The following is a 22,733-nucleotide window of genomic DNA, read 5'->3' as shown; positions in this document are numbered from 1 at the left end:
GACACAAGAGTTTGAGCATGTTAGGTAGCCTGTCACCATGACCGCCCAGTTCAGCATTCGGGAAGCCGATCCCGCCATCGTCGCGCGCTTGCAGCACGACCTCAGCCTGCCCCACTTCATCGCGACGACGCTTGTGGCCCGCGGCATCACCACGGTGCGCGCCGCCAAGCGCTTTCTCTCCCCCTCGCTCGATCGCGACTGGCTGAATCCCTACGATATCCCCGGCTTGGCCGAGGTGGCCGACGGTTTGCAGGCGGCCCTGGCGGCCAAGAAGCGCATCGTGGTCTTCGGCGACTTCGATCTGGACGGCATCTCGGCCACCACGGTGCTCACCCGCGGCCTGCGGGCCTTGGGCGGCTGTGCCTTCCCCTTCATCCCGCACCGCTTCGACGAGGGCTACGGCATCACCGCCGCCGCTTTCGAGCGCGTCCGCGAGCTGGCTCCCGACGTGATCGTCACCGTGGACTGCGGCATCGCCTGCAAGCACGAGGTGGCCGAGATCGTGAAGACCGGCATCGAGGTGTACATCACCGACCACCACGAGGCCGCCGACCTGGTGCCCGAGAACGTGTGCGTGGCCGATCCGAAGATGGAGCCGGGCTGTCCGAGTGCCATTCTGGCCGGGGTGGGCGTGGCTCTGAAGCTCGTGCAGATGCTGGGCGCGCGCCTCGGGTTCCCTCACCTGTGGCGCAGTTACACCGACTTCGCCACCTTGGGCACGGTGGCCGACCTCATGCCCATGCGCGACGAGAACCGGGCGCTCGTGGCCGACGGCCTGGCCCGCATGAACGCGAACCCGCGCCCCTGCATCGCGGCGCTTCTGGCCACCACGGGCCAGGCGGGCAAGGTGCTCACGGCGACGAACCTGTCGTTCTCGCTCATCCCGCGTCTGAACGCGGCCGGGCGCATGGGGAACGCCGACCTGGCCCTCGATTTGCTGATGTGCGACAACTACGCCGACTGCTGCACCATGGCCGAGGCTTTGGAAGAGGTGAACAACCAGCGCCGCGCCATCGAGGCAGAGCTGTCCGACATCGCGAAGGCACAGGCCGCCGAGACCTACCGGGGCCAGCGGGCGCTCGTGGTGGCCGGCGAGGGCTGGCACGAGGGCGTGAAGGGCATCGTGGCCTCCCGCCTCGTAAACACCTATGGGGTGCCGTCGCTGCTGTTCACCGTGGACGGAGAGGAGGCCCGCGGGTCGGGCCGCTCGGTGGGCAATGTGAACCTGTTCGAGGCCGTGGAGTCGCTCTCGCACCTGACCACCCGCTTCGGCGGCCACGGGGCGGCCGTGGGCGTGACCATCCCCACGAAGAACCTGCGGAAGTTCGCCGAGGGCTTGGATGCCTACATGCAGAAGCTGCCCGAGGCGGCGTTCCATCCGCTGACCACGGTGGACGCCTGCGTGCATTTGGACGAGTTGACCCTGGACACCGTGGCCTTGGTGGACCGTCTGGCCCCATTCGGCCAGGAGAACCCCCAGCCGGTGTTTCTGGCCCAGGGCGTGACGTTGGCGAACACCCGGGCCGTGGGCCAGACTAAGGACCACTTCGCCTGCACGCTCACCAACGGCCGGGCCTCGGTGGCCGGCATCATGTTCCACTGCGCCGCCATCGACGCGCTTCTGGTGAACGACGCGGTGGTGGACGCCGCCTTCACCGTGCAGATCGACGAATGGCGCGGGCGGCATTCGGTGAAGGCCATGCTGGAGGCCATCGCCCCGGCGCGCATCTGCTGCGCCCTGGAGGCCTGCCTGGATCCCGACGCCCTGTCGTTCTTCGCCGATCTGTTCGCGGAATCCGACGAGGTGCTGTGCGCCGATGCCTGCGGGGAGGGGGACGACGAGGCGCCGGCTCCCGACCTGGCCGCCCTGCGCCGCCATTGGGAGGCCGTGGCCGAGCGCGATCCCGAGGGGCTCGAGGCGGCCGTGGTGGCCGCCATTATCGGCGAGGCGCCGCTGCATCCGGCCCAGCGCCAGATCTTGGATGCGCTGCGGGCGGGCCAGTCCACCTTCGCCGTGATGGCCACGGGCCGCGGCAAGTCGCTGTGCTTTCAGGTGCACGCCGCCGTGCAGGCCCTCGCGCGCCGCGATGCGAGCCTGTTTATCTACCCGCTGCGCGCGCTCATCGCCGACCAGGTGTTCCATTTGCGGGCGAGCCTGGAGCGCTTCGGCATCGCCAGCGCCGTCATCACCGGCGAAAGCACGCCGGAGGAGCGGGGGCGCGTGTACGCCGGCCTGGCCGACGGCACGCTGGATATCGTGCTGACCACGCCGGAGTACCTCATGTTCCACGTGGACGAATTCGCCGCCTCGGGGCGCATCAAGTTCGTGGTGGTGGACGAGGCCCATCACATCGGCCAGGCCAAGGCCGGCCAGCGCGTGGCCTACACGCAGCTGGGCCATGCGCTCGCGCGTCTGGGGGCGCCCACGGTGCTGGCCGTGACGGCCACGGCCAACGACGCCATCGCCGATGACATCGGGGAAGTGCTGCCCGTGCGCGAGTCGGTCATCGACGAGACCGGCCGCGACAACCTGTTCGTGGACGACCAGCGCAACATCGCGCATCGCGACGACTACCTGGCCACCTTGATCGCTCGGGGCGAGAAGACCGTCATCTACGTGAACTCCCGCGAGCATTCGGTGGCCCTGGCGCGGCAGCTGCGCCGTCGGGTTCCCCAGCTGGCCTGCATGATCGGCTTCTACAACGCGGGGCTGTCCCGCGACGAGCGCAAGCGCATCGAGGCGCTGTTCCGCAACGACGACTTGAAGGTGCTCGTGGCCACCTCGGCCTTTGGGGAAGGGGTGGATATCCCCAACATCCGCCACGTGGTACTGTATCATCTGCCCTTCAGCGACGTGGAGTTCAACCAGATGAGCGGTCGCGCCGGTCGTGACGGCCAGCCCGCCTGGGTGCACCTGCTGTACGGGCGGGGGGATGCGGCCCTCAACGAGCGCATCCTGGCCGAGGCCACGCCCGACCACGACGTGATGGCCCAGGTGTACCGCCGCCTGCGCAGCTTGCAGCGCCAGTGCGACAGCGACTACTTCTGCATAGGGGAGGCCGATCTGGCCCACGCGGCGTCGGACAGCTTCCGCGCCGTGAGCCCCGTGTCCGCCGCCTGCGGCCTGGCGGTCTTCCGCGAGCTGGGGCTCATCGAGACGCGCACCGTGTACGAGGCGGGCCGCCCGGCGCTGTGGGTGCGCGTGCGGGAAGAGGTGTCGAAGGTGGAGCTGACCGACTCGGTGCGCTACCGCGAGGGGCTCGACGAGCGGGACGGCTTCGGGGGCTTCTGCCGCTGGGCCTTGGGCCAGGACGCCCAGGGGCTCACCGTGCACCTGTCGCACCCCATCGTGCCGCGCGGCGGCCGCAACCAATAGGAGAAGGGAGGCGCCGGTGAGCGCCGACAAGGAAGATATCAACGCCTGCGCGGCTCCGGTCGCGGCGAGCGGGGCGGCGACGAAGCAGACCGTCGACGCGCTGCTCGGCCGACCCGATCCCACGGGCCAGTCCGCCGCCTCGGCCGCTTCCACGCCCGAGGGCCGCTTTGCCGAGCTGGCGCGGCTCACGGCGGCTTATATGGATGCCGACGAGGAGGCCATGCTCAAGCGCGCCTTCGAGTTCGCGGCCCAGGCCCACGCGGGCCAGTGCCGCAAGTCCGGCGAGCCCTTCATCATCCACCCCATCGAGGTGGGCATCATCCTGGCCGATCTGCGCATGGACGCCGAGACCATCGCCGCCGCCTTGCTCCACGATACCGTGGAGGACACGAAGGTGACCGCCGAAGAGGTGGAGAAGACCTTCAACGCCCAGGTGCGCGCGCTCGTGGAGGGCGTCACCAAGATCACCCGCATCGAGGTGGAGAGCCTCACTGACGAGCAGGCCGCCACCATTCGCAAGATGTTCGTGGCCATGTCCAAGGACATCCGCGTCATCGTGATCAAGCTGGCCGACCGCCTGCACAACATGCGCACGCTCGCTGCCCTGCGCGAGGACCGCCGCATCTTCAAGGCCCGCGAGACCTTGGAGATCTACGCGCCCATCGCGCATCGTTTGGGCATCAACTCCATCAAGTGGGAGCTGGAGGACCTGTCGTTCTTCTACCTGGAGCCCAACAAGTACAAGCAGGTTTCCCGCATGGTCACCGAATCGCGCACCGAGCGCGAGAAGTATCTGGCCGACGTCATCGCCGTGCTGCGCGAGGAGATGGGCAAGCTGGGCATCACGGCCCAGATCATGGGGCGCCCCAAGCACCTGTACTCCATCTATCAGAAGATGACGAAGAAGGGCAAGGGCTTCTCCGAGATCTACGACCTCATCGCCGTGCGCATCATCACCACGTCGGTGAAGGACTGCTACTCGGCTTTGGGCGCGGTGCACACCCTGTGGCACCCCATGCCCGGGCGCTTCAAAGACTACATCGCCATGCCGAAGTTCAACATGTACCAATCGCTGCACACCACGGTCATGGGCCCGGCGGGACGCCCCCTGGAAGTGCAGATCCGCACCGAGGAGATGCATCGCAACTCCGAATACGGCGTGGCGGCCCACTGGCGCTACAAGGAGACCGGCACCTCGCGCCCCGGCGGCAAGGACAGCCTGGATGCCCAGCTGGCCTGGTTGCGCCAGATGGTGGACTGGCAGGACGAGACCGAGGACTCCCGCGAGTTTTTGAAATCGCTGAAGATGGACCTGGACAACACCGAGGTGTTCGTGTTCACGCCGAAGGGCGAGGTCATGAGCTTGCGCGCCGGGTCCACGCCCATCGATTTCGCCTACGCCATCCACACCGAGGTGGGCAACCACTGCGTGGGCGCGAAGGTGAACGGCTCCATTGTGCCCCTGTCCTACCAGCTGCAGGTGGGCGATCGCGTGGAGGTGCTCACCCAGAAGAGCGCCGGCCCTTCCCGCGACTGGCTGAACTTGGTGAAGACTCCCAGCGCCCGCAGCAAGATCCGCTCCTACTTCTCGAAGGTGACCCGCTCCGACGATTTGCAGATGGGGCGCGACATGCTGGCCCGCGAGATGCGCAAGCACGGCCTGGGCATCTCCAACGCCCAGTCGCTGCGCGCCTTGAAGCTGGTGGCCGAGTCCATGGGTTTCAAGGACCCCGACGATATGTTCGTGCAGGTGGGCGCTGGCAAGGAGCGGGCCCAGCACGTGAGCAACCGTCTGCTGAAGATCTTGGTGGACAAGGGCAACGAGGAGGCCGACAAGCCCACGGTGGGCACCTCGGCGTCGTCCACGGGCATCATGGCTCCTATGCTCACGAGTGTGAAGCGGCCGAAGAAGCACGAGACCCACACGTCCCAGGGCATCGTGGTGAAGGGCGTCGACGATGTGCTCGTGCGCCTGTCGCGCTGCTGCAATCCCGTGCCCGGCGACGACATCCTGGGGTTCGTGACCCGCGGGCGCGGCGTGTCGGTGCATCGAGCCGACTGCCCCAACGCGTTGGATCTGAAGCGCCATCCCGAGCGCATCATCGAGGTGGAATGGGAGGGCACTCCCTCGGCGGCGGCCAGCTATCAGGTGGAGATCTTCATCGAGGCGTTGGACCGCATGAATCTGCTGTTGGACGTGACCCGGGTTATTTCCGAAATGGGAGCAAACGTGCTGTCGTGCAACACGACCACCCACCGCGATGGTATGGTCGAGATGCGCTTTCTGTTCCAGGTGTCCGACCTGACGGTCATCGAGCGTGTGACCAAGCGCCTGTCCGATGTGGACGGCGTGTTCGACGCCCGGCGCATGATGCCCCAGGGCGCAACGAAGAAAGGATAGGCAATGGCAACCAACTTGTACGAGGTCAGCGGCTTGTGCGTCGATGTGAAGTATCTGATCATGGGCTTTCTGGCGAACAACGTGTACATCATCTCCGACGGCGAGGGCACTATGGTGGTGGACCCGAGCTGCAATGCCGATAAGATCCTGGCGGCTCTGGAGGGAACGAAGCTGGACGCCATCGTGCTGACCCACGGCCATTCCGATCACGTGGGCGCCGCCGCGGCTCTGCGCGAGGCCACCGGCGCGCCGGTGATCGCCTCGGCCATCGAGGCGCCGGCTATCGAGAATCCGGCTGCCAACGTGGTGGACGACGACCCCGTGCCCTGTCCGTTGGATCGCGTCGTGGCCCATGGCGATGTGGTGGAGGTCGGGAACATGAAGTGGAAGGTCATCGCGACCCCGGGCCACACCAAGGGCTCCATCTGCCTGTTCAATATCCCGCAGTTCGGCAACCATCCCGAGGGGTTGCCGGTGCTGGTGTCCGGCGACACGCTGTTTGCCGGCACCATCGGCCGCACCGACTTCGAGGGCGGTTCCATGGACGAGATGCGCGCCTCGCTGAAGAAGCTGGCGGCCCTGCCCGACGACACCGCCGTGCTGCCGGGGCACAACAGCCTCACTACCATCGGCGCCGAGCGCCGCCGCGTGTTCGCCCTGTTCGGCGATCCGGAGTAAGAGGAGCGCCCCGCCGGGAGGGGGTGCGGGGCGCGCAGGGGAGGGTCAGTTTTCAGGGGCCGGGGCCCGATATCCTGCGGGAGTCGGGCCCCGGCCTTTTCCGCAAGGCGGAAGCGGGCACGCGAAGTCGGGAGTGCACTCCCGGGCCGAGTTGTTGCTGCTCATCGACCGCGAGGTCGAGGGGGAGACTCTTTCCTAGGGGACACATCTTCTCCACTCTTGAAAAAAAACTACGCATCTCTGTCTTGCTGACGGAGCGTCTTGGGGTAGACTCTACTTATTGCGCTTTTTGGCGCAGATTCGACCGTTGGAAGGAACTCCGTGACCATCGAGTGGACGTTTTTCCTCTCTGAGCTTGTGCAGAACCCTATTCTGCTGGTGGTAACGCTGCTCAACATCGGCGTCATTGTGGTGAACGGTGCCACTGACGCTCCCAACGCCATCGCCACAGCGGTTTCCACTCGTGCCATGAAGCCGCGTCACGCCATCATTATGGCGGCTATCTTCAACTTCTTGGGCCTTCTGCTCGTGTCGCTCGTCTCTACGGCCGTGGCCCATACCGTCTTTTCCATGGTGAACTTCGGCGGCGACTCCCACCAGGCGCTCACAGCGCTGATGGCGGCCATGGTGGCCATCATCGTGTGGGGGGTGGCGGCCTGGTGGTTCGGCATCCCCACCTCGCAGTCTCATTCGCTCATCGCGGGCCTGACCGGTGCGGCCATCGCCGTGCAGGGCAGCTTCGACGCCATCAACGGCGCCGAGTGGATGAAGGTGATCTACGGCATCCTGCTGTCCACTCTGCTCGGCTTTGGTCTGGGCTGGCTCAACTACAAGGTGATCGGGCGGATGTTTCGCAGCGTAAATCGCCAGAGGGCCAACTCGTTCTTCAAATGGGCCCAGATCTGCTCGGGTGCCGGTGTAGCGTTCATGCACGGGGCCCAGGACGGCCAGAAGTTCATGTCCATCTTCATGCTGGCCATTATGATGACCGCCGGCATGGGCATGGATCTGTCGGATGTGACCCTGCCGCTGTGGCTCATGGTGTTCTGCGCGCTGAACATGGGCATCGGCACGGCCGTGGGCGGCGAGCGCATCATCAAGTCCGTGGGCATGGACATGGTGAAGCTGGAGTCGTTCCAGGGCTTCGCGGCCAGCCTGTCCACGTTTGCCAGCCTGTTTCTGGCCACCTTCGGGGGCCTGCCCGTTTCCACCACGCACACGAACACCACGGCCATCATGGGCGTGGGGGCGGCCAAGAACCCCAAGGGCGTGAAGTGGTCCATTGCCATCGACATGGTGAAAACCTGGGTGCTCACCTTCCCCGGCTGCGGCATCCTCGGTTTCATCTGCGCGAAATTGTTCCTCTGCATTCTGTAAAGCGAAAAGGAGTTCCCCGTGGCAAAGAAGCACAAGTACGATTACTTCCACGCGTACGAAGAGCTGTCCGACTTGGCGGTGCAGGAGGCGAGCGTCCTCATCCGCGCCATGGAGGACTTCACCGACGCCTCGGCGCTGCGCGCGGTGCTCGACGAGGCCCACGAGCTGGAGCACGCGGGCGACATGATCAACCACGACATCTACAAGCATGTCGGCGGCGATTTTATGCCCCCCTTCGATCGCGAGGATATTGTGGCTCTGGCCCAGGCCCTCGACACCATTCTGGATGAGATCGAGGATGTGCTGCAGTACCTGTACATGTTCGACGTCCATGGGGTTCCCGAGGACGCCAAGCGCTTCGCGACGCTCATCCGCAAGTCGTGCAAGGCGGTGGATGCCGCTATGGAGGACTTCCGCAACTTCAAGAAGTCGAAGTCGTTCAAGCAGTTGGTCATCGATGTGAGCAACTACGAGGAAGAGGCCGACGCGCTGTACGTTGAGGTGATTCGCAACCTGCACGTGAACCACGCGGACGATCCCATGCACGTGATGAAGTGGTCGCGCCTGTACGCCTTCATGGAGAGCTGCTGCGATGCCTGCGAGCACACGGCCGACCTGATGAGCACCATCCTGCTGAAGAACATGTAGCCGGCGAGGTTCGGGGGCTCGAGCGGCGCCCCGGATCGCTGCAGGCAGGCGGGGGACGAGCCTTGAAGCTCGTCCCCCGCCTGGCATTTAGGGAGTTGTTTGCGGCTCGGGGCTTTCATCGGTCGCCGGCGGATCGGAGGGTGCGGGGGCGTCTTCCTCGGCGATGGCCGCGTCCTTCTCCGATTCGGCCCGCTTCGCGCCGCGCTTCTTCTTGAGCTCGCGGGGATTGTGACAGGGTTTGCGCGGCTCGGGGGTCTGGGGCTCGAAGGGGTCGATGGCGCGCTCGGGGCGCGGCTCGGGCTCCAGGCCGATGATGCGGTACAGCTCGTCGCGGTCGACGAGGAGGCGGTCGGAGGGGTCGGGCTCGGCGGCCGCCTCGGGGGCGTCGGCCGCCAGGGGCACCTCGATCTTGTCCATGAGGATGGTGGGCTCGTCGACCTCGCCGGTCTCGTCCATCCAGCGGCCGCTCAAGCGGTCGTAGAGCCGCTTGCCGCCCCGCTTGAAGCGCTCCATGCGGCTGCGGTTGCGCCCGCGCTCGCGGGCGGTCTTGCCCACGGGCACATGCACCTTGCGGGCGATGAAGCGCGCCGGCCGCACCACGCTCTCCACGACGCGGTCGGAATAGTCGCGGGGCGGCTTGGTGCGCCATCCCATGATGAGCGACAGGTAACGCAGGCCCATGATGAGGGCCGCGCACAGGGCGCCTGCGGAATCGGGCAGGATGCCGCCCGCCTTCAGCGGGCAGTACACGATGCAGCCGATAAGCGCCGCCGAGCCGTAGATGGGTCCGGTTTGGAAGGCTACGGGTGCACGGTTCATGAGCACATCGCGGGAGATGCCGCCGCCGATGGCGGTGATGGTGCCGAGCACCACCGACGGGATGATGCCGAGGCCGGCCGACAGGCTCTTCGAAGCGCCGATGATGGCCCATAGGGCAACGGAGATGTTGTCAAGGAGATCCACGATGGGATCGAGGTAGGTGGCCAGCTTGCCGAAGTAGAACACCGCCACGCCCGCAAGCGCGCAGGACAGCAGGAACCAGGGGCTCTGGAAGGCGTACAGGCCGTAGTTCTGCAGCAGGATGTCGCGGATGATACCGCCGCCCATGCCGGTGATGCACGCTATGGCCACGCATCCGAAGATATCGTAGCGGGCGCGCACGGCGGACATGCCGCCGGACAGGCCGCCGGTGATGGTGGCGGCCAGCTCGAACCAGAAGGGCAGAGTGAAGGCGGTTTCTAAGGCGGTAGCTACCATGATGCGGCCGTTCTAGCGCTTGTCGGAGGCGCGGTCGGTGGCGGAGGGGTTTTCGGGGGCGGGGGTGTGGCCGGTCGCGGCGTTGTCGCCCCTGTCGTCGCCGGCGGCTGGCGTGTCTTTCACGTCCTCCACGGCCATGACGCGGGCGACGACCGGCTCGCCGTAGAAGTTCAAGTCGCAGGTGAGACGCTCGGCATCGGCGCGGGAGAAGCCGTCGTCGTCCACCGTGGCGATGGCCGCCAGGGCCGCCGTGCGGGCGCGCTCGTAGAGGTCCCAAAAGGACTCGGTGCTCACGTGGCCGGTGAAGGGGTGCTCCCAGGGCTGTCGATCCAGGTTGGCGTAGGGGCTGTCCGTGCGCTCGGCGGCACGGTGGCTCAAGGCCGCGGCCAGGGAATGGCGGCGCACGAGGCGCTCGGCGGTGCCCAGCACCTGGCGCTTCCAGCCAGCGGGAGAGTACAGCACGCGCCAGGCGGCGCGCTCGGCCCGCACGCCGGCGGAAAACAGGCCGTCGGGAACGGCGATGCCGTAGGCGTCGCGCACAGCCAGGCCGTAGAGGCGCGACAGGGTGGAAAGCAGCGCGGCGCTGCCCTTCAGGGTGGCAGTGGCCGGATTGAAGCTGGCCACGGTCTCGCCGCGCTTGGCCGTGAGCGCCAGCTCGTCCAGCTCGGTCTCGATCACAGCGTGCACCTCGCTGGCGTCCTCGGTCGCCAGTCCTTCCACGCCGGCGGCGCACAAGGCGTTCACCTGGGAAAACACCAGGGGGTGTACGGTGCGGTCAAGCTCGTAGTGGCAGAGGAATCCCAGTACGTAGGCCCGCGCCCGGGATCGCTCGCGCAGGGGCAGCCGGGGCACAGCGGCTTTCAGGGCGCAGATGAGCTCGGTCGGGCGGGTCCGGTGGATGGTGGTGCCCAGCCGCGCGAAGGCGCCGAAGCGCGGATCGACGGCCGCGAAGAACAGCGGATCGGGTCCTTGGCCGCCCAGCAGGAAGGCCTCGGCCTCGTCGCGCGAGCCGCCCACCGACTCGAATACCTCGTGGTAGACGTCCTTCGCGAACAGGTCATGGGCGATGATGGCCGGCATACAGGCTCCTCACGACAGATGGATGGCAGGATGCCCTGGGCCTTCGGCGGCCCAAAGCGAAGTGCCCATATTACGCAACGGACCCATCATAGACAATGGCGTGTCCGTCAGCGGCCCGCGCCCGTCTACCGTCGGAAAACCGACATATGCGGCGGCACCTTCCATTTCTTGGTATAGTGGCTCAAGTCTATCCGGAAGGCCCGAAAAGGCGATTCCCCGCATTCTGAAAAGGAGAGGGCGTCATGGCTTTGATCGTTGCGAAGTTCGGCGGCACATCCGTTGCCTCGCCGGAGCGCATCAAGAACGTCGCGAAGCGGCTGGTGCGGATGCGTCAGCAGGGCAACGAGGTGGTGGCGGTGGTGTCGGCCATGGGCAAGACCACCGACGAGCTGATGGGGCTCGCCAGCGCGGTGACTGCCGCGCCGCCGGCCCGCGAGCTCGACCGCCTGCTGTCCACCGGCGAGCAGGTGTCCATGACGCTTTTGGCCATGGCCATCGAGAACATGGGCTACAAGGCCATGAGCTTCACCGGGCGCCAGGCCGGCATCGAGACCGACGGCACCCACAACAAGGCGAAAATCGTGAAGGTGCACAACGAGCGCATCCTGGACGCCCTGGCCTCCGGGGTCGTCCCCGTCGTGGCCGGATTCCAGGGCATCGACGCCAACGACGACATCACCACGCTCGGCCGCGGCGGCTCGGACACCACGGCCGTGGCCATCGCCTGGGGCATTAACGCCGACGTGTGCGAGATCTACTCCGACGTGGACGGCGTCTACACCACCGACCCGCGCATCGCTCCGCGGGCGCGCAAGCTGGACTCCATCTGCTACGACGATATGCTGGAGCTGTCCAGCGCCGGCTCGGGCGTGCTGCAGAGCCGCGCGGTGGAGTTCGCCCGCAAGTGGAAAGTGGTCATCCATTCCCGTTCCGCCTTTTCCGACGCGGAGGGGACCTACGTGAAGGAGGAATACGAAATGGAGGAGGCTGTCATCACCGGCATCGCCAGCGACACGTCCGAGGTGAAGGTGACCGTGCGCCGGGTGCCCGATGCCCCGTCCGTGGCCGCCAAGGTGTTCTCGGCGCTTGCCGCGAACAACGTGAACCTAGACATGATCATCCAGAACGTGTCCGAGGCCGGCTTCACCGACATCTCCTACACCACGCCTTCGGCCGATCTGCCCCGGGCCATCGAGACCATGGAGCGCATCGTGCCCGAGATCGGCGCCCGCGAGTTCATCGTGGACGAGGATATCGCGAAGGTGAGCCTGGTGGGCACGGGCATGAAGTCGTCGCCGGGCGTGGCATCGCGTACGTTCCAGACGCTGGGCGATAACAACATCAACATCATGGCCATCTCCACCTCGCCGATCCGCCTGTCCATGATCGTGGACGCGGCCCAGGCCGTGCAGGCCGTGCAATGCCTGCACACCGCCTTCGGCCTGGACTCCGATGACCTGTTCGTGGAAACCCAGCTGTCCGCCGAGGAGATCGCCGCCAAGATGAAGAAGGGACGTTGATGCTCCGCCGTTGCTGACGCAACGTCGGGACCCTCGCTGACTTCCTTGGGCGAACCTCGTGCTCGAATTAACGTGAAAGAGAGGATTACTATGTGGAATAAAGAAATGCCCGCAAATCCCGTAGTCGCCGTGGCCGGTGCCACGGGTGCGGTGGGGCAGGAGTTCCTACGCGTGCTGCACGACGTTGACTTCCCGGCCGCCGAAGTGCGCGCCCTGGCGAGCGCCCGTTCGGCGGGCAAGACCGTGGCCTTCGAGGGCTGCGGGCAGGTGCCGGCCGGCGATTTGGTCGTGCAGGAGATGACCCCGGAGTCCTTCGAGGGCGTGGACATCGCCCTGTTCTCCGCGGGCGCCGGCGTTTCCAAGGCTATGCGCGAGGCGGTGACGGCAGCCGGTGCCGTCATGATCGACAACTCGAGCGCCTTCCGCATGGACGAGGACGTGCCGCTCGTGGTGCCCGAGGTGAACCCCGAGGACGTGGCCTGGCATTCCGGCGTCATCGCGAACCCGAACTGCTCCACCATCCAGATGGTGGTGGCCCTGAAGCCGCTCTACGACCTTTCGCCCATCAAGCGCGTTGTGGTGTCCACCTATCAGGCGGCTTCGGGCGCCGGCGCCCCGGCCATGGCCGAGCTCTACGACCAGACCCGTGCGTTTTTGGACGGCACGCCTGAGGACGAGCTGGAGATCTCCGCCTTCGTCCACCGCATCGCCTTCAACACCATCCCGCACATCGACGTGTTTTTGGATGACGGCTCCACCAAGGAAGAGTGGAAGATGGTGGTGGAGACCAAGAAGATCATGGGAGACCCCGCCATCGAGGTGGCTGCCACCTGCGTGCGCGTGCCAGTGCTGCGCTGTCACGGCGAGGCCGTGAACGTGGAGTTCGCCGACGAGGTGACGGTGGACGCGGCCCGCGCGGCCCTGACCGCCGCCCCCGGCGTCGTGGTGATGGACGACACCGAGAACAAGGTGTATCCCATGCCCGGCCTGCTCGCCGGCACCGACGGCACCTTCGTCGGCCGCCTGCGCCAGGACCCCACGGTGCCCCACGGCATCGCCTTCTGGAACGTGGCCGACCAGATCCGCAAGGGCGCCGCCCTGAACGCCGTGCAAATCGCCCAGCTGCTGTTGCCGTAGGGCGCAGCTTCGAATTCGGTAATGTGAGGCGGCCTCCGGGCCGCCTTTTCGCGTTAGGGGCAGGTTCGAGTGCTTTGCGCCGCGCCGCCTTCCGCGAATTGTGTTCGGCGCCCGGGAGGGACCCTTTCTGCATGAGATTTCGAGTTATGAGCGTCTTGGGATGCCGATCGTGAATCAATGCGCAACACTGTCGACTGGCCCAATGGGCTGACCTGGTGCTTTCTGAAGACGCTTTTGAAGCACGGGTGTGGTTAAGAGGCCGAGATGCTCATAACTCGAAATCTCACGCAGAAATTGGAGAGTCCAATAGCCGGGCCGGCCGTTCGCTCTTCGAATCGTCGCGGTACACGGCGCGCACGAGGTACTCCACGTTGCCCTCGGGGCCGGTGATGGGGGATTCCACGACGCCAGTGACGGTGAATCCCGCTGCGGCAAGGGCGTCCTTCACCTCTTCGACGGTGCGCAGGCGCACGGCCGCATCGCGCACCACGCCATGATCGGTCTCGTCATGGGCCGATTCGAACTGGGGCTTCACAAGGCCGATGAACACGGTGCCCGGGCGACTGAAGTGCGGGAACAGGGGAGCCAGCGCGGCCAGGCCGATGAAGGACACGTCGATGACGATGAGATCGAAGGGGGCGCCCAGGACCGCGGGGTCGGCTTCTTTGATGTTCGTGCGCTCGAAGACGGCCACTCGCGGGTCCTGGCGGATCTTCCAGGCCAGCTGGCCGTAATTCACATCCAGAGCCGCCACGCGCGCGGCACCGGCCTGCAGAAGGCAGTCGGTGAAGCCGCCGGTGGACGAGCCGATGTCCAGGCAGTTCATGTCCGACACGTTCTGCTCGAAGGCGTCAAGCGCCCCTTGCAGCTTGTGGCCGCCGCGCGAGACGAATTGCTTGCGCCCGCGCAGGAAGATGTCCGCGTCTGGCCGCACGAGTAGGGCCGCGCTCGATACGTACACGTCGTCCACCCGCACCTCGCGAGCCATCACGGCGCGCAGCACTGCATCACGGTTGGGGAACTCGTTTCGCTCAACCAACAGGTCGTCCAGGCGCATCTTCTTTGGCTTCTTGTTCATGGGGACATTATATCGCGGGGATGCCGAGGAGGGCAGAGCTCGTTGTGGCGAGGTGCTCAGTGAGAAGGTCGCGGTCGATGTTCTTCAGTTGCGCGATGCCGGAAAGCGCATTGCCCAGCTCGGCGCGCCAGACGTTGGCGGGAAGCGACTCTCCTGCGCGAGAGGGCATGTCGGTTTCCAGCAGCAGGCGATCCAGGGGAATCTGCCGTGCGTACTCGCGTCCGCGCCGCGATGCCAGCATGCGGGGGCCGACGGAGAAGTAGCAGCCGGCGGCCACGGCGCGGTTCAGGTCGTCGGAAGTGCCCGAGAACCAATGGAGGATCACGCGGTGCCGCGCGAGCGTGTTGGCTTCCTGGAGCAGGTCGAGCACCGTGCCGGCGGCGTTGACAGCGTGGATGGAAATGAGCTTGGATGCGGTGCCTTCGGATTCCGTATCGCTTGCGTCGGCGTCGTCACCGTCAGCGACGCCGGCTGATGTCGCTTTGCCGTTGGCGGCATCGCCCTGATAGGCGGGGGCGGCAGGGGAAGTGTTGCAAGTGTCCAAAATGCGTTCGAGGGCGGCGACTTGACGCGCACGGCGTTCGGCGGTGTCGCGAGGGCCAGCGAAGTCCAGCCCGATCTCCCCGATGAAGCGCGCGGACGCAGCCAGTTCGCAGAAGCGGTTCAGTCCGGCATCGCCCACGCGTCCGTCGGCGATCCACCAGGGATGGGCCCCCAGAGCCACAGCGACATTCGGCACCGAGGACAGTCCCGAATGCAGGCGCTCGTACTCGGCAGGCGTCACCGTGCACGAGAGCGCAGCGATGCCCGCCTGCGCCCCCGCAGCCGCCAGGGCCGCCGGCGCGGGCGCAAATCCCACATGGCAATGCATGTCGTAGAACTGTTCCATGGCGCCTCTCGCTTGCAGATGTTTGCTGACAATTATATATGAAGTAAAGAGGCGATATTTAGCTGTCAGCTAATGCGCGCGGTGCCTCGACTCTCTAAAATGGAATAAGCTCAGAAACGGTTGCGTCCAGCGCGTCGGCAATGCGTCCCAAATCGTCGATGCCGACGCCGACCCGGCCGGTCTCGATGCGCCAGATATGGGACTTGCTGCTTCCTACCATGAGCGCAAGTCGCTGCTGGGAGAGCCCCTGCTCAACCCGACGTTCCCGAATGGCAGTCCCAAGGGCAAGTCGTTTCTCGTCTGTATTCATCCCATAAGCGTATGTGGTATATTGATGCGAAAGGTTTCATATATGAAGCCAATAAGAGAAGAGTGCGAGCAAAGGACGGTCGATGGCGCTTAAGGATATTCGCAACTGTTTGAGCGGCGCGGCAAGCGCCGCCTCGGGAAAGGTGAAGGCCGTGGGCGGCACGGTAGCGGAAAGGGCTGCCGGAGCCAGTGTGGTGGTGGCCGAGCGCGCAAAGGAGGGCGCACAAATGGCTGCAGAGGCGCAGGCCGAAGCGCGCAAGAAAAAATACGCACCGGTCTTTCGCGAGGAGTATCTTGCGCCCGATTACGATTTGCCCAATATGATTGTCATAGAGGACGAAGACAAGAGAAAGGGCATCGACGTCTGCGAAGGCGCCATTGGGTGGCTTACGCGGGCAAATGGAATGGAAATCCTGCACCTCTATCACGAGTTCGTTGATGAAAGCGGCTTGGTGTTTCACCCTCTTCCGCAAATGGATGCCGCGTATTTGCTTGACGTGTCGGGATCGGGTCGCTTCGTCAATTTGGAGTGTCTCTTTGCCGAGACGCAGAAGGAGAAAATGGCGGAGTTGCAGAATGTGGCCTATTGTCTGGGCGCGAAGTACTGTCGGCTCGAGACCTACGAATCGCTGGAAGAAGAGTCCGTCGTCCGAAGAAAAGGCAAGGTGTCCGCGCGAAAGATGGGAGCTGTGTCTGCATCGGCAACGGGGGAGGTCGAATGCGGGGGCACATCGCTCGAAGAGCGACGTATGCTCTTCGAGCGCGATTTTTCCGGAAGCGATAAACCGGTGCGACCGCAGTTGAGTTGGTTTAAAAGTAGCAAAGAGGTCAATGGTCTTATTGATATGCGATGCTCCGACAGTTTCGATAATGAGATTCGCGAGTACACTGTCGAAATAGATTGCCGATCTGTTGCCACGTTAAGTCATGCTCGCGCTACTGCCATTGATGCGGCCCTGAAGGGTCTTAAAATCTCTCTCGGTCTATCGCTAAAGGAAGAGAGTAGCCGTGAGAGCCGACAGAAGATGAGCTTCTACATCAAATTTCAGTAAGCCCTTTCTTCTGTCGGTGTGCGGCTGATGTGGTTGCCGCGTCACCGTTATCGGCATGCCGCGGGGCGACGGTGCCAAAGCGGTGCCGTCCGCGCCGACGCTCTTCGGCGCGCAGATGGCGCCCGCTGCCCGCGGCCGCCGATAGGGAGGGCGATCGGCAGCCGCGGGCGGGGTTCTGAAAGCAGAGAGGCTTCGCGCTCGCCCTACCCGAGATAGGTGGTCACGGCGTGTTCGGCGGCGTTCAGTCCTGAGTACAGGCAATAGCTCACCAGGCCGCCGGACATAGCGTAGTTGTAGGTCTCCTTGTACAGCTTGCAGGCGTCCACGCCCACGCAGTACAGGCCCTCGATGACATCACCGTCGATATTCACCACGGCGTTGTCGTAGTTCACATCCAAACCGCCGATGGTGTTGGTGACCGACGGATCCTGGCGCACGGCGTAGAAGGGACCGGTCTGGACGGGGATGAGGAACTCGGGGCCCTTCAGGTAGTCCTCGTCCAGGCCGCCCGCGCACAGGGCATTGTAGCGATCCACGTTTGCCTTCATGTTCTGCGCGTCCACGCCCATGGCCTCGGCGAGGGCCTCGATGGTGTCGGCCTTGAACACGTTGCCGCGTCCCGAGGCCACGCACTCATCCAGTTGGGCTTGAAACTCCGGCAGATTCGCCCCGGCCTTGTACTTGCGCCACCCGGACAAAATGCCCTCACCGGTCATGAAGCGATCGACCATGGCCTGGTCGAACACCGTGTAGGCCTTCTTCTGACTGATGATGGAGTTTACGTACAGGGCCATGTAGCTGGTCACGTAGGTGCCCTCGTTCATGAAGCGGTCGCCGTTCTCGTTTAGGAACAGCAGGGGGTTGTCGCAGCAGCCGATGGCGATCTCGTCATAGACCGTGTAGCCCTCCACGGCCGTGCGCGGCAGGATGGAGGTCATGTAAGTGCCCGCGCCCACGTCCTCGGCCATGATGACGCCGTCGCCGGTGCCGGTGGAGCGGGTGGTGCCGAAGGTCATGTCCCAAGCGGTCAGCGATTCGATGAGCGCGTTGTTCAGCCCGAAGCCGCCTGTGCCCACGATGGTGGCCGCGGCCTCAACGGCGAAGTAGCTGTTGTCGGCCAAGTTGTGGGCGTACACGCCGCGCACCTTCCCCGCATCGGTCATGAGGGCCACGCCGGGGGCCTGGGTGATGATCTCCACGCCCAACTCGCGCGCCTTGTCGGCCAGGGCGGCAATCATGGTGGCGCCCTTCTCCTCGGCCCACCAGTGGTAGCACTTGAAGGCGCTGATCTGGCCCTTGTACACGTCGACGCGGTCGAACTGGTAGCCCAGCTCGCGCAGCCAGTCAACCGACTTGCCCGAGGCGTTGATGAAGCGCTTCCACAGGGCGGCGTCGATACGGTAGTTGGAGTAGACGAGCTCCTCCTCGATGAGCTCGGCGACCAGCGGCATCTCCACATTCGTCTCGTGCTGCAGCGTGCTGCCCCAGCCGAACATGCCCTCGGTGCCGCTCGTGGAGCCGCCCAGCTCGCCGCCCTTCTCCAGCAGGATGACGTGGGCGCCCAGCTGCGCGGCCTTCACTGCGGCGCCGAGGCCGCCGGCGCCCGAGCCGAGTATGACGATGTCGCATTCCCGCGTGTCGGTGGCCTTGGCCGCGACATCGACCTCGCGCTCGACGATGGAGGCGGCCCGGGCCTCGTCGCTCGGACCGGTGGCGGGGATGGCGGTCTTGTCGGCATTGTCGGCTGCGGGCGCCGGAGCGCTGGCGGTACAGGCGCTGAGCGCCGCGGCTCCGGTGAGGCCGGCCAAGCCTAGGGCGGTGCCGGTTAGAAAGTGTCTGCGATCCATCATGGTGCATCCCTCCTCGAGGATTGGGCGGACGGCCCCTCGCCGCCTGCGATGGCTTTGAGTATGGGGGAAAGTGCCGCCGCGGGCCTTCCCCAAAAGGGGCGAACTCGCGGCTCTCGGGCGGGTTTCCCCCGAAACGGGGGAGGGTGCTGCCCAGGGCTTTTTGCGACGATGGCATACAATGGGAGGAGAAGGGAAGCGGGCGGCACCCGCTGGTGCGAGGGGAGGGCGATAGTGTGGGAAAGCGAGCTTTGAGGGGTGCCCGCGCGCCGCGCGAGGCTCTGGATATGTCCGTGCTCGTGGGCCACGGGATTCACGTGGCGTGGGGGTGGCTCATGTTCACGGGCTCGCTGTTCGCGGGACCCCGGGGCGACCTCATCCATGCCCCGCTGCTGCCCGACGCGCTGTACACGTTGTCGCTCGGGGCCAACGTGGTAGTGCTGGCGGCCTTCGTGCTGTGGGGGCGGTCGCTGGCCCCGCTGTTCAAGCGCGAGGGCGTGGCGGTGGCGGCTGCGGTGCTGATGGCCGCGGGCACGTTTTCCGCCTCGCGCTTCGTACCGCTTCTGCTGGGCAGCCCCACGGCCTTGGTGGAGGTGCTGGCCGGCCTGATGACCGGAGCGGGCGCGGGCGTGTTTCTGCTGTTGTGGGGCGAGGTGCTGCTGTCCTTCGGTGTGAGGGGCTGCCTGCTGTACTTCGCAGCGTCCAGCTTCCTGGCGGCCTTGGCGCACATTGCGGCGGGGCTTGTCCCTGTGGAAGCGGTGCAGGCCCTGGTATCGCTGGCGCCCGTGGTCGAGCTGGCGCTGTATCGGACGGCCGTGGGTCGGCGCGGGCTGGCCTTGGCTCGCAGCAACCGCACGGCCGAGGTGCCCGCGCCTCTGCCGCGCAACGTGGTGGCGCTGGGAGTGTTCTTCGGGATCTCCTTCGGGGCCATGCGCGGCTTCTTCTTCCACGTTGACGAATCCGGCCTGGCTGACGCGCGACATGTGGTGAGCATGCTGTTCGTCATGGCCGCTTGCGTGCTCGTGTACGTGGTGTCGGTGCGCCGCGGCACCGACTTTGGGCGTCTGACCTACCAGATCGCGCTGCCGCTGGTGGCCCTGGGCTTTCTGCTGCTGCCGCTGTCCCAGGGGTGGTCGCTTGCGGCTACGGCGGCCTATCGCATCGGATTCCAGTATATGTACGTGATCCTGTGGGGGCTGTGGGTGTACTGCGCCCGACGTGACGGCACTGCATCGCTGTGGCTCATCGCCTGCGGGCTGCTGTCGCTGCAGCTGAGCAAGCTGGTGGGGTTCGTGGCCAGTGCCGATGCCATCACGGTGCTGGGGGCGGCTTTCGACCCGTCGGTGTTCACGAGTGTGTTTTTGTTCGCGACGGTAGTGTTCGCCCTGTTCGCGAAGGAGAACCATATCGCGGAAGGCGGTTGGGAAGGGGTGCGTCCCGCTGCCGAGGCGAGCGACGAGGCCTCCTTCGCCGAGCAGCGCTACGAGGGCGCGGCGGCTGTGTTTTCCCTGTCGCCCCGCGAGACCGAGGTGTTCTATCTTCTGCTGCGCGGTCGCAGCCGCGCCCACATCGCCAAGGAGCTCGTCGTCACCGAGGAGACGGTGAAGTCCCATATCAAGGCCATCTATCAGAAGGCCGGCGTCCACACCAAGCAAGATCTCATCGATCGCGTAGAGGCCCTCGCGGGGTAGGGGCTGGCGGGTTTGCTATACTGGCCGGTAGACTTTGAGAAGTGAGGACTGGTTATGAACAACAACCATGGATGCTGCTGGTGGGTTTTCGTTATCGGGGTGGGAATTGCCTTCGGTCTCTTCCTGTTCGCATTCTGCGGATAACGATGGGCGCCGCGCCTGAGAAAGACACTGCAGTGGGGCGGTGTGCAACAGTTGCTTCTGGCGGACTGCGCGATGCAGCCCCCGAGGCGATGGCTGCGCAAGGTACGCGCACCGAGCCCGTGGCGCCCTGCGCGTCCTGCAGCGAGAGCGCGGATCGTCCCAGCGACCTTATGCGGTCGGTTGCGCGCGAGTTGGCCTACAACGCCGGCCGGGCGCGCGGGGCGCTGATATTCGACCTGGCCGTGCTGGCCCTCTGTTTTGTGGGGTTCTACGGCAACGAGTGCGGCTTGAAGCCGTTTGCGGCCGCGGCCTTTCCCGATAGCCCAGCGACCTATCTCGCGCAGTGCCATCTGAACGACTTCCTGGGCGGCGCGGCGTTTCTCGCCTACACCAACCTGCTCCTCGATTTGGTACGGTCCGACATGCGCATCCGTCGGCTGGCCACGAGCCTCGTCTACCTGTTTTTCTGCGGCCTCTTCTGGGAATACGCGGCCCCGCTCTTCATCAGGGCCAGCACCGCCGACCCCCTCGACCTGGTCGCCTACCTGGCGGGCGCGGTTGTTTACTGGCTCGCCGGCCTTCCCTTGCGCCGGCGCCTTCGCGGACACTCGATCGAACGCGCGGCTGGCTGACGGGGGGGGGCTCGGCTGCAATCTAAGTATATGGTATATTGTCGTTTACGGCTTCATTTATGAAGCCACCCCGCGAAGAGCGGGAAGATGGGAGCGTCGCGCGAGGTTGCTACCGGCGTCATATGAGGTGTTGGCCGGGGAATGACACACGCGGGGTCTTACTGGATTGCGCTCGCGGATAAGAGCCGAATTGAGAGAAGGATGAGGTATGGCGCTGAAGTTGACGAAGACGATGAAGAACGTGGGTCTGGGGGCGCTGGCGGTGATCGTGCTGCTGCTGGTTTCTGTGACGGTGTGGAATGTCTCGGCGTGGATGAATCGCGACACCTCCGTCGATACAAGCCGCTCTATACGGGAGGAGATTCTTCCCGTGGCGAAGCTGGCGACCTACGAGTACAACTTCACGCAGATCATCCATCATGCTAGCACGAACAACGATAATTGGTTCAAGATAGATCTGCCCTTCTCTGACAATAAGTTCATCGCGACTATCGAGGGGGTTGCGACTATTGCGGTTGATGCCGAGCAGATGGAGATCGATCCGGTCTTTGAGGGCGACAAGCTCGCGAAGGTGAGCATCAAGCTGCCTCATTCGAAGCTGCAGCAGCCTATCGCGCTGGACAATGGGTCGCTCCAGGTGTACGAGCAGCGTGACGGCTTTTTCAACCCCGTGACGCTGGATGACTACAACGGACTGCTGGAGCTTACCCAGGAGGAGCAGGCTGCGAAGGTGCAGGAAAGCGGTCTTTTGGAGCAGTCGGATGAGCGCCTCCAGGAGTTGATCGCTCACCAAGTTCATTCGATCTACGGCGACGACGTGCAGATCGACTTCTCATTCATCGAAGCGTAAGGGATAGGCTCGAAAGTTTGCACGGGCATCGCTCGGGCGTGTTCTGCGCTAGTTTCGGATCGCTTGTCCAGTTTTGGGCTCGGGTAGATTGGACCTTCGTTTTTGCATGAGATTTGCGGTTAGGAGCGTCTGCGCGGGCGGGTTGAGGGCTCTTAGGCGAGGGCTCGGTGCAAAACCCCAGGTGGTAGGCGCTCACGTTGCTCCTAGTGAGAGGGCAACACATCCCGAGACGCTCATAACTCGAAATCTCATGCAAAAAGCGGGCACCTCATCGACCGGAAGGGGCTTGGGACCTAACGCCTTCCGCTAGTCGTGTTCAGCGGCGGCCTCGGGGTTTTCATTGGCGCCTAAATCTTCGGGGACGGTTTGCTCTTCGAACTCGGTTTGGGCGGTCTGCTCGGCCTGGTTGGGGGCCATCCAGTCGCCGGCGATGGCGAAGGCGAAGCAGAGGATGAGCACCGCCACGACTGCGATGATGCCCCACAGCACACCGGGGTGCTTGGCCTGGGAGCCGGCTGGGCCGCCTTCGTCCACTTCGAATTCCTGCAGGGCGGGAAACTCGGGGTCGCTGGCCGAGGACTCCAGCACCGTGGGCTCTTCGGCGGCCAGGGGGTCGCGTTCGGCGAAGGTCTTGCGGCCCTCGTTGCGTCCACGGCCTCCGTCGGGGCGCTCACCGCGGTGCTCGTGGGCCGACCCGTGGTGTTTGTGGTCGTTCTCGTTGTTCTTTTCGCGCGTTGCCATGACGCTGTCCTCTCTCGACGGCGGGT

The 22,733-nt window shown here is 65.0% G+C and carries 18 protein-coding genes; 11 read left to right on the top strand and 7 right to left on the bottom strand.

Translation table 11 applies throughout. From position 1 onward, the window contains the following. Positions 1 to 37 precede the first annotated feature (37 nt). From recJ to G503_RS0105890, 5 genes are all read left to right on the top strand, one after another. On the top strand, positions 38 to 3,376 hold the full coding sequence (gene recJ / locus G503_RS0105910; protein WP_028026849.1) for a single-stranded-DNA-specific exonuclease RecJ: 3,339 nt from the start codon (positions 38 to 40) through the stop codon (positions 3,374 to 3,376). 100 nt (positions 3,377 to 3,476) lie between these two features. Then, positions 3,477 to 5,777, top strand: coding sequence for a RelA/SpoT family protein (locus G503_RS0105905; protein WP_235715508.1), 2,301 nt, complete (start codon positions 3,477 to 3,479; stop codon positions 5,775 to 5,777). 3 nt (positions 5,778 to 5,780) lie between these two features. After that, positions 5,781 to 6,455: an MBL fold metallo-hydrolase gene (locus G503_RS0105900; RefSeq protein WP_028026847.1), complete on the top strand. Its 675-nt coding sequence runs from the start codon at positions 5,781 to 5,783 to the stop codon at positions 6,453 to 6,455. A 321-nt stretch (positions 6,456 to 6,776) separates the two neighbouring features. Further along, positions 6,777 to 7,832 carry an inorganic phosphate transporter gene (locus tag G503_RS0105895; RefSeq protein ID WP_028026846.1) on the top strand — a complete coding sequence of 352 codons (1,056 nt, stop codon included), beginning with the start codon at positions 6,777 to 6,779 and terminating at the stop codon, positions 7,830 to 7,832. An 18-nt stretch (positions 7,833 to 7,850) separates the two neighbouring features. Then, on the top strand, positions 7,851 to 8,480 hold the full coding sequence (locus G503_RS0105890; protein WP_028026845.1) for a DUF47 domain-containing protein: 630 nt from the start codon (positions 7,851 to 7,853) through the stop codon (positions 8,478 to 8,480). A gap of 87 nt (positions 8,481 to 8,567) precedes the next feature. On the opposite strand, the gene G503_RS14005 is transcribed toward G503_RS0105890, so the two are convergent. Both G503_RS14005 and G503_RS14000 read right to left on the bottom strand, forming a co-directional pair. After that, positions 8,568 to 9,737 (bottom strand): trimeric intracellular cation channel family protein, encoded by a 1,170-nt coding sequence (locus tag G503_RS14005; protein WP_084636318.1) that lies wholly within the window; start codon positions 9,735 to 9,737, stop codon positions 8,568 to 8,570. Positions 9,738 to 9,749: 12 nt separating this feature from the next. Further along, entirely contained in the window at positions 9,750 to 10,817 is a 1,068-nt protein-coding gene (locus G503_RS14000) for a zinc dependent phospholipase C family protein (protein WP_202805167.1), read from the bottom strand. Between the two features lie 242 nt (positions 10,818 to 11,059). Between G503_RS14000 and G503_RS0105875 the strand changes: the two genes are divergently transcribed. Next, positions 11,060 to 12,337: an aspartate kinase gene (locus G503_RS0105875; RefSeq protein ID WP_028026844.1), complete on the top strand. Its 1,278-nt coding sequence runs from the start codon at positions 11,060 to 11,062 to the stop codon at positions 12,335 to 12,337. 90 nt (positions 12,338 to 12,427) lie between these two features. Then, positions 12,428 to 13,474: an aspartate-semialdehyde dehydrogenase gene (locus tag G503_RS0105870; protein WP_035022034.1), complete on the top strand. Its 1,047-nt coding sequence runs from the start codon at positions 12,428 to 12,430 to the stop codon at positions 13,472 to 13,474. 283 nt (positions 13,475 to 13,757) lie between these two features. Here G503_RS0105870 and G503_RS13995 read toward each other — a convergent pair whose 3' ends face one another. The 3 genes from G503_RS13995 to G503_RS0105855 all read right to left on the bottom strand — a co-directional run bounded on the left by G503_RS13995 (position 13,758) and on the right by G503_RS0105855 (position 15,751). Continuing rightward, entirely contained in the window at positions 13,758 to 14,552 is a 795-nt protein-coding gene (locus G503_RS13995; protein WP_051190978.1) for a TlyA family RNA methyltransferase, read from the bottom strand. Positions 14,553 to 14,559: 7 nt separating this feature from the next. Continuing rightward, positions 14,560 to 15,441 carry a TatD family hydrolase gene (locus tag G503_RS13990; protein ID WP_035022031.1) on the bottom strand — a complete coding sequence of 294 codons (882 nt, stop codon included), beginning with the start codon at positions 15,439 to 15,441 and terminating at the stop codon, positions 14,560 to 14,562. Positions 15,442 to 15,535: 94 nt separating this feature from the next. Then, the gene (locus G503_RS0105855) at positions 15,536 to 15,751 is read right to left on the bottom strand and encodes a helix-turn-helix domain-containing protein (protein WP_028026842.1); all 216 of its coding nucleotides are present in this window, start codon (positions 15,749 to 15,751) and stop codon (positions 15,536 to 15,538) included. 82 nt (positions 15,752 to 15,833) lie between these two features. Between G503_RS0105855 and G503_RS0105850 the strand changes: the two genes are divergently transcribed. Then, positions 15,834 to 16,802, top strand: coding sequence for a hypothetical protein (locus G503_RS0105850; protein ID WP_028026841.1), 969 nt, complete (start codon positions 15,834 to 15,836; stop codon positions 16,800 to 16,802). 203 nt (positions 16,803 to 17,005) lie between these two features. Here the strand turns inward: G503_RS0105850 and G503_RS0105845 are convergent, their stop codons facing one another. After that, positions 17,006 to 18,652, bottom strand: coding sequence for an FAD-dependent oxidoreductase (locus G503_RS0105845; RefSeq protein WP_028026840.1), 1,647 nt, complete (start codon positions 18,650 to 18,652; stop codon positions 17,006 to 17,008). Positions 18,653 to 18,885: 233 nt separating this feature from the next. Between G503_RS0105845 and G503_RS0105840 the strand changes: the two genes are divergently transcribed. The 3 genes from G503_RS0105840 to G503_RS0105830 all read left to right on the top strand — a co-directional run bounded on the left by G503_RS0105840 (position 18,886) and on the right by G503_RS0105830 (position 21,966). After that, entirely contained in the window at positions 18,886 to 20,340 is a 1,455-nt protein-coding gene (locus G503_RS0105840) for a helix-turn-helix transcriptional regulator (RefSeq protein WP_156891947.1), read from the top strand. Between the two features lie 335 nt (positions 20,341 to 20,675). Then, positions 20,676 to 21,116, top strand: coding sequence for a hypothetical protein (locus tag G503_RS0105835; RefSeq protein WP_156891946.1), 441 nt, complete (start codon positions 20,676 to 20,678; stop codon positions 21,114 to 21,116). Between the two features lie 208 nt (positions 21,117 to 21,324). Then, positions 21,325 to 21,966, top strand: a complete 642-nt coding sequence (locus G503_RS0105830; RefSeq protein ID WP_028026837.1) for a DUF4230 domain-containing protein — start codon at positions 21,325 to 21,327, stop codon at positions 21,964 to 21,966. A gap of 306 nt (positions 21,967 to 22,272) precedes the next feature. Here the strand turns inward: G503_RS0105830 and G503_RS0105825 are convergent, their stop codons facing one another. Next, on the bottom strand, positions 22,273 to 22,707 hold the full coding sequence (locus G503_RS0105825) for a hypothetical protein (protein WP_028026836.1): 435 nt from the start codon (positions 22,705 to 22,707) through the stop codon (positions 22,273 to 22,275). Between the last annotated feature and the right edge of the window lie 26 nt (positions 22,708 to 22,733).

Source organism: Adlercreutzia mucosicola DSM 19490, assembly GCF_000422625.1.
GTDB classification, from domain to species: domain Bacteria; phylum Actinomycetota; class Coriobacteriia; order Coriobacteriales; family Eggerthellaceae; genus Adlercreutzia; species Adlercreutzia mucosicola.
The sequence above is the reverse complement of the archived record's forward strand: the minus strand, read 5'-3'. Positions and strand labels throughout refer to the sequence as shown.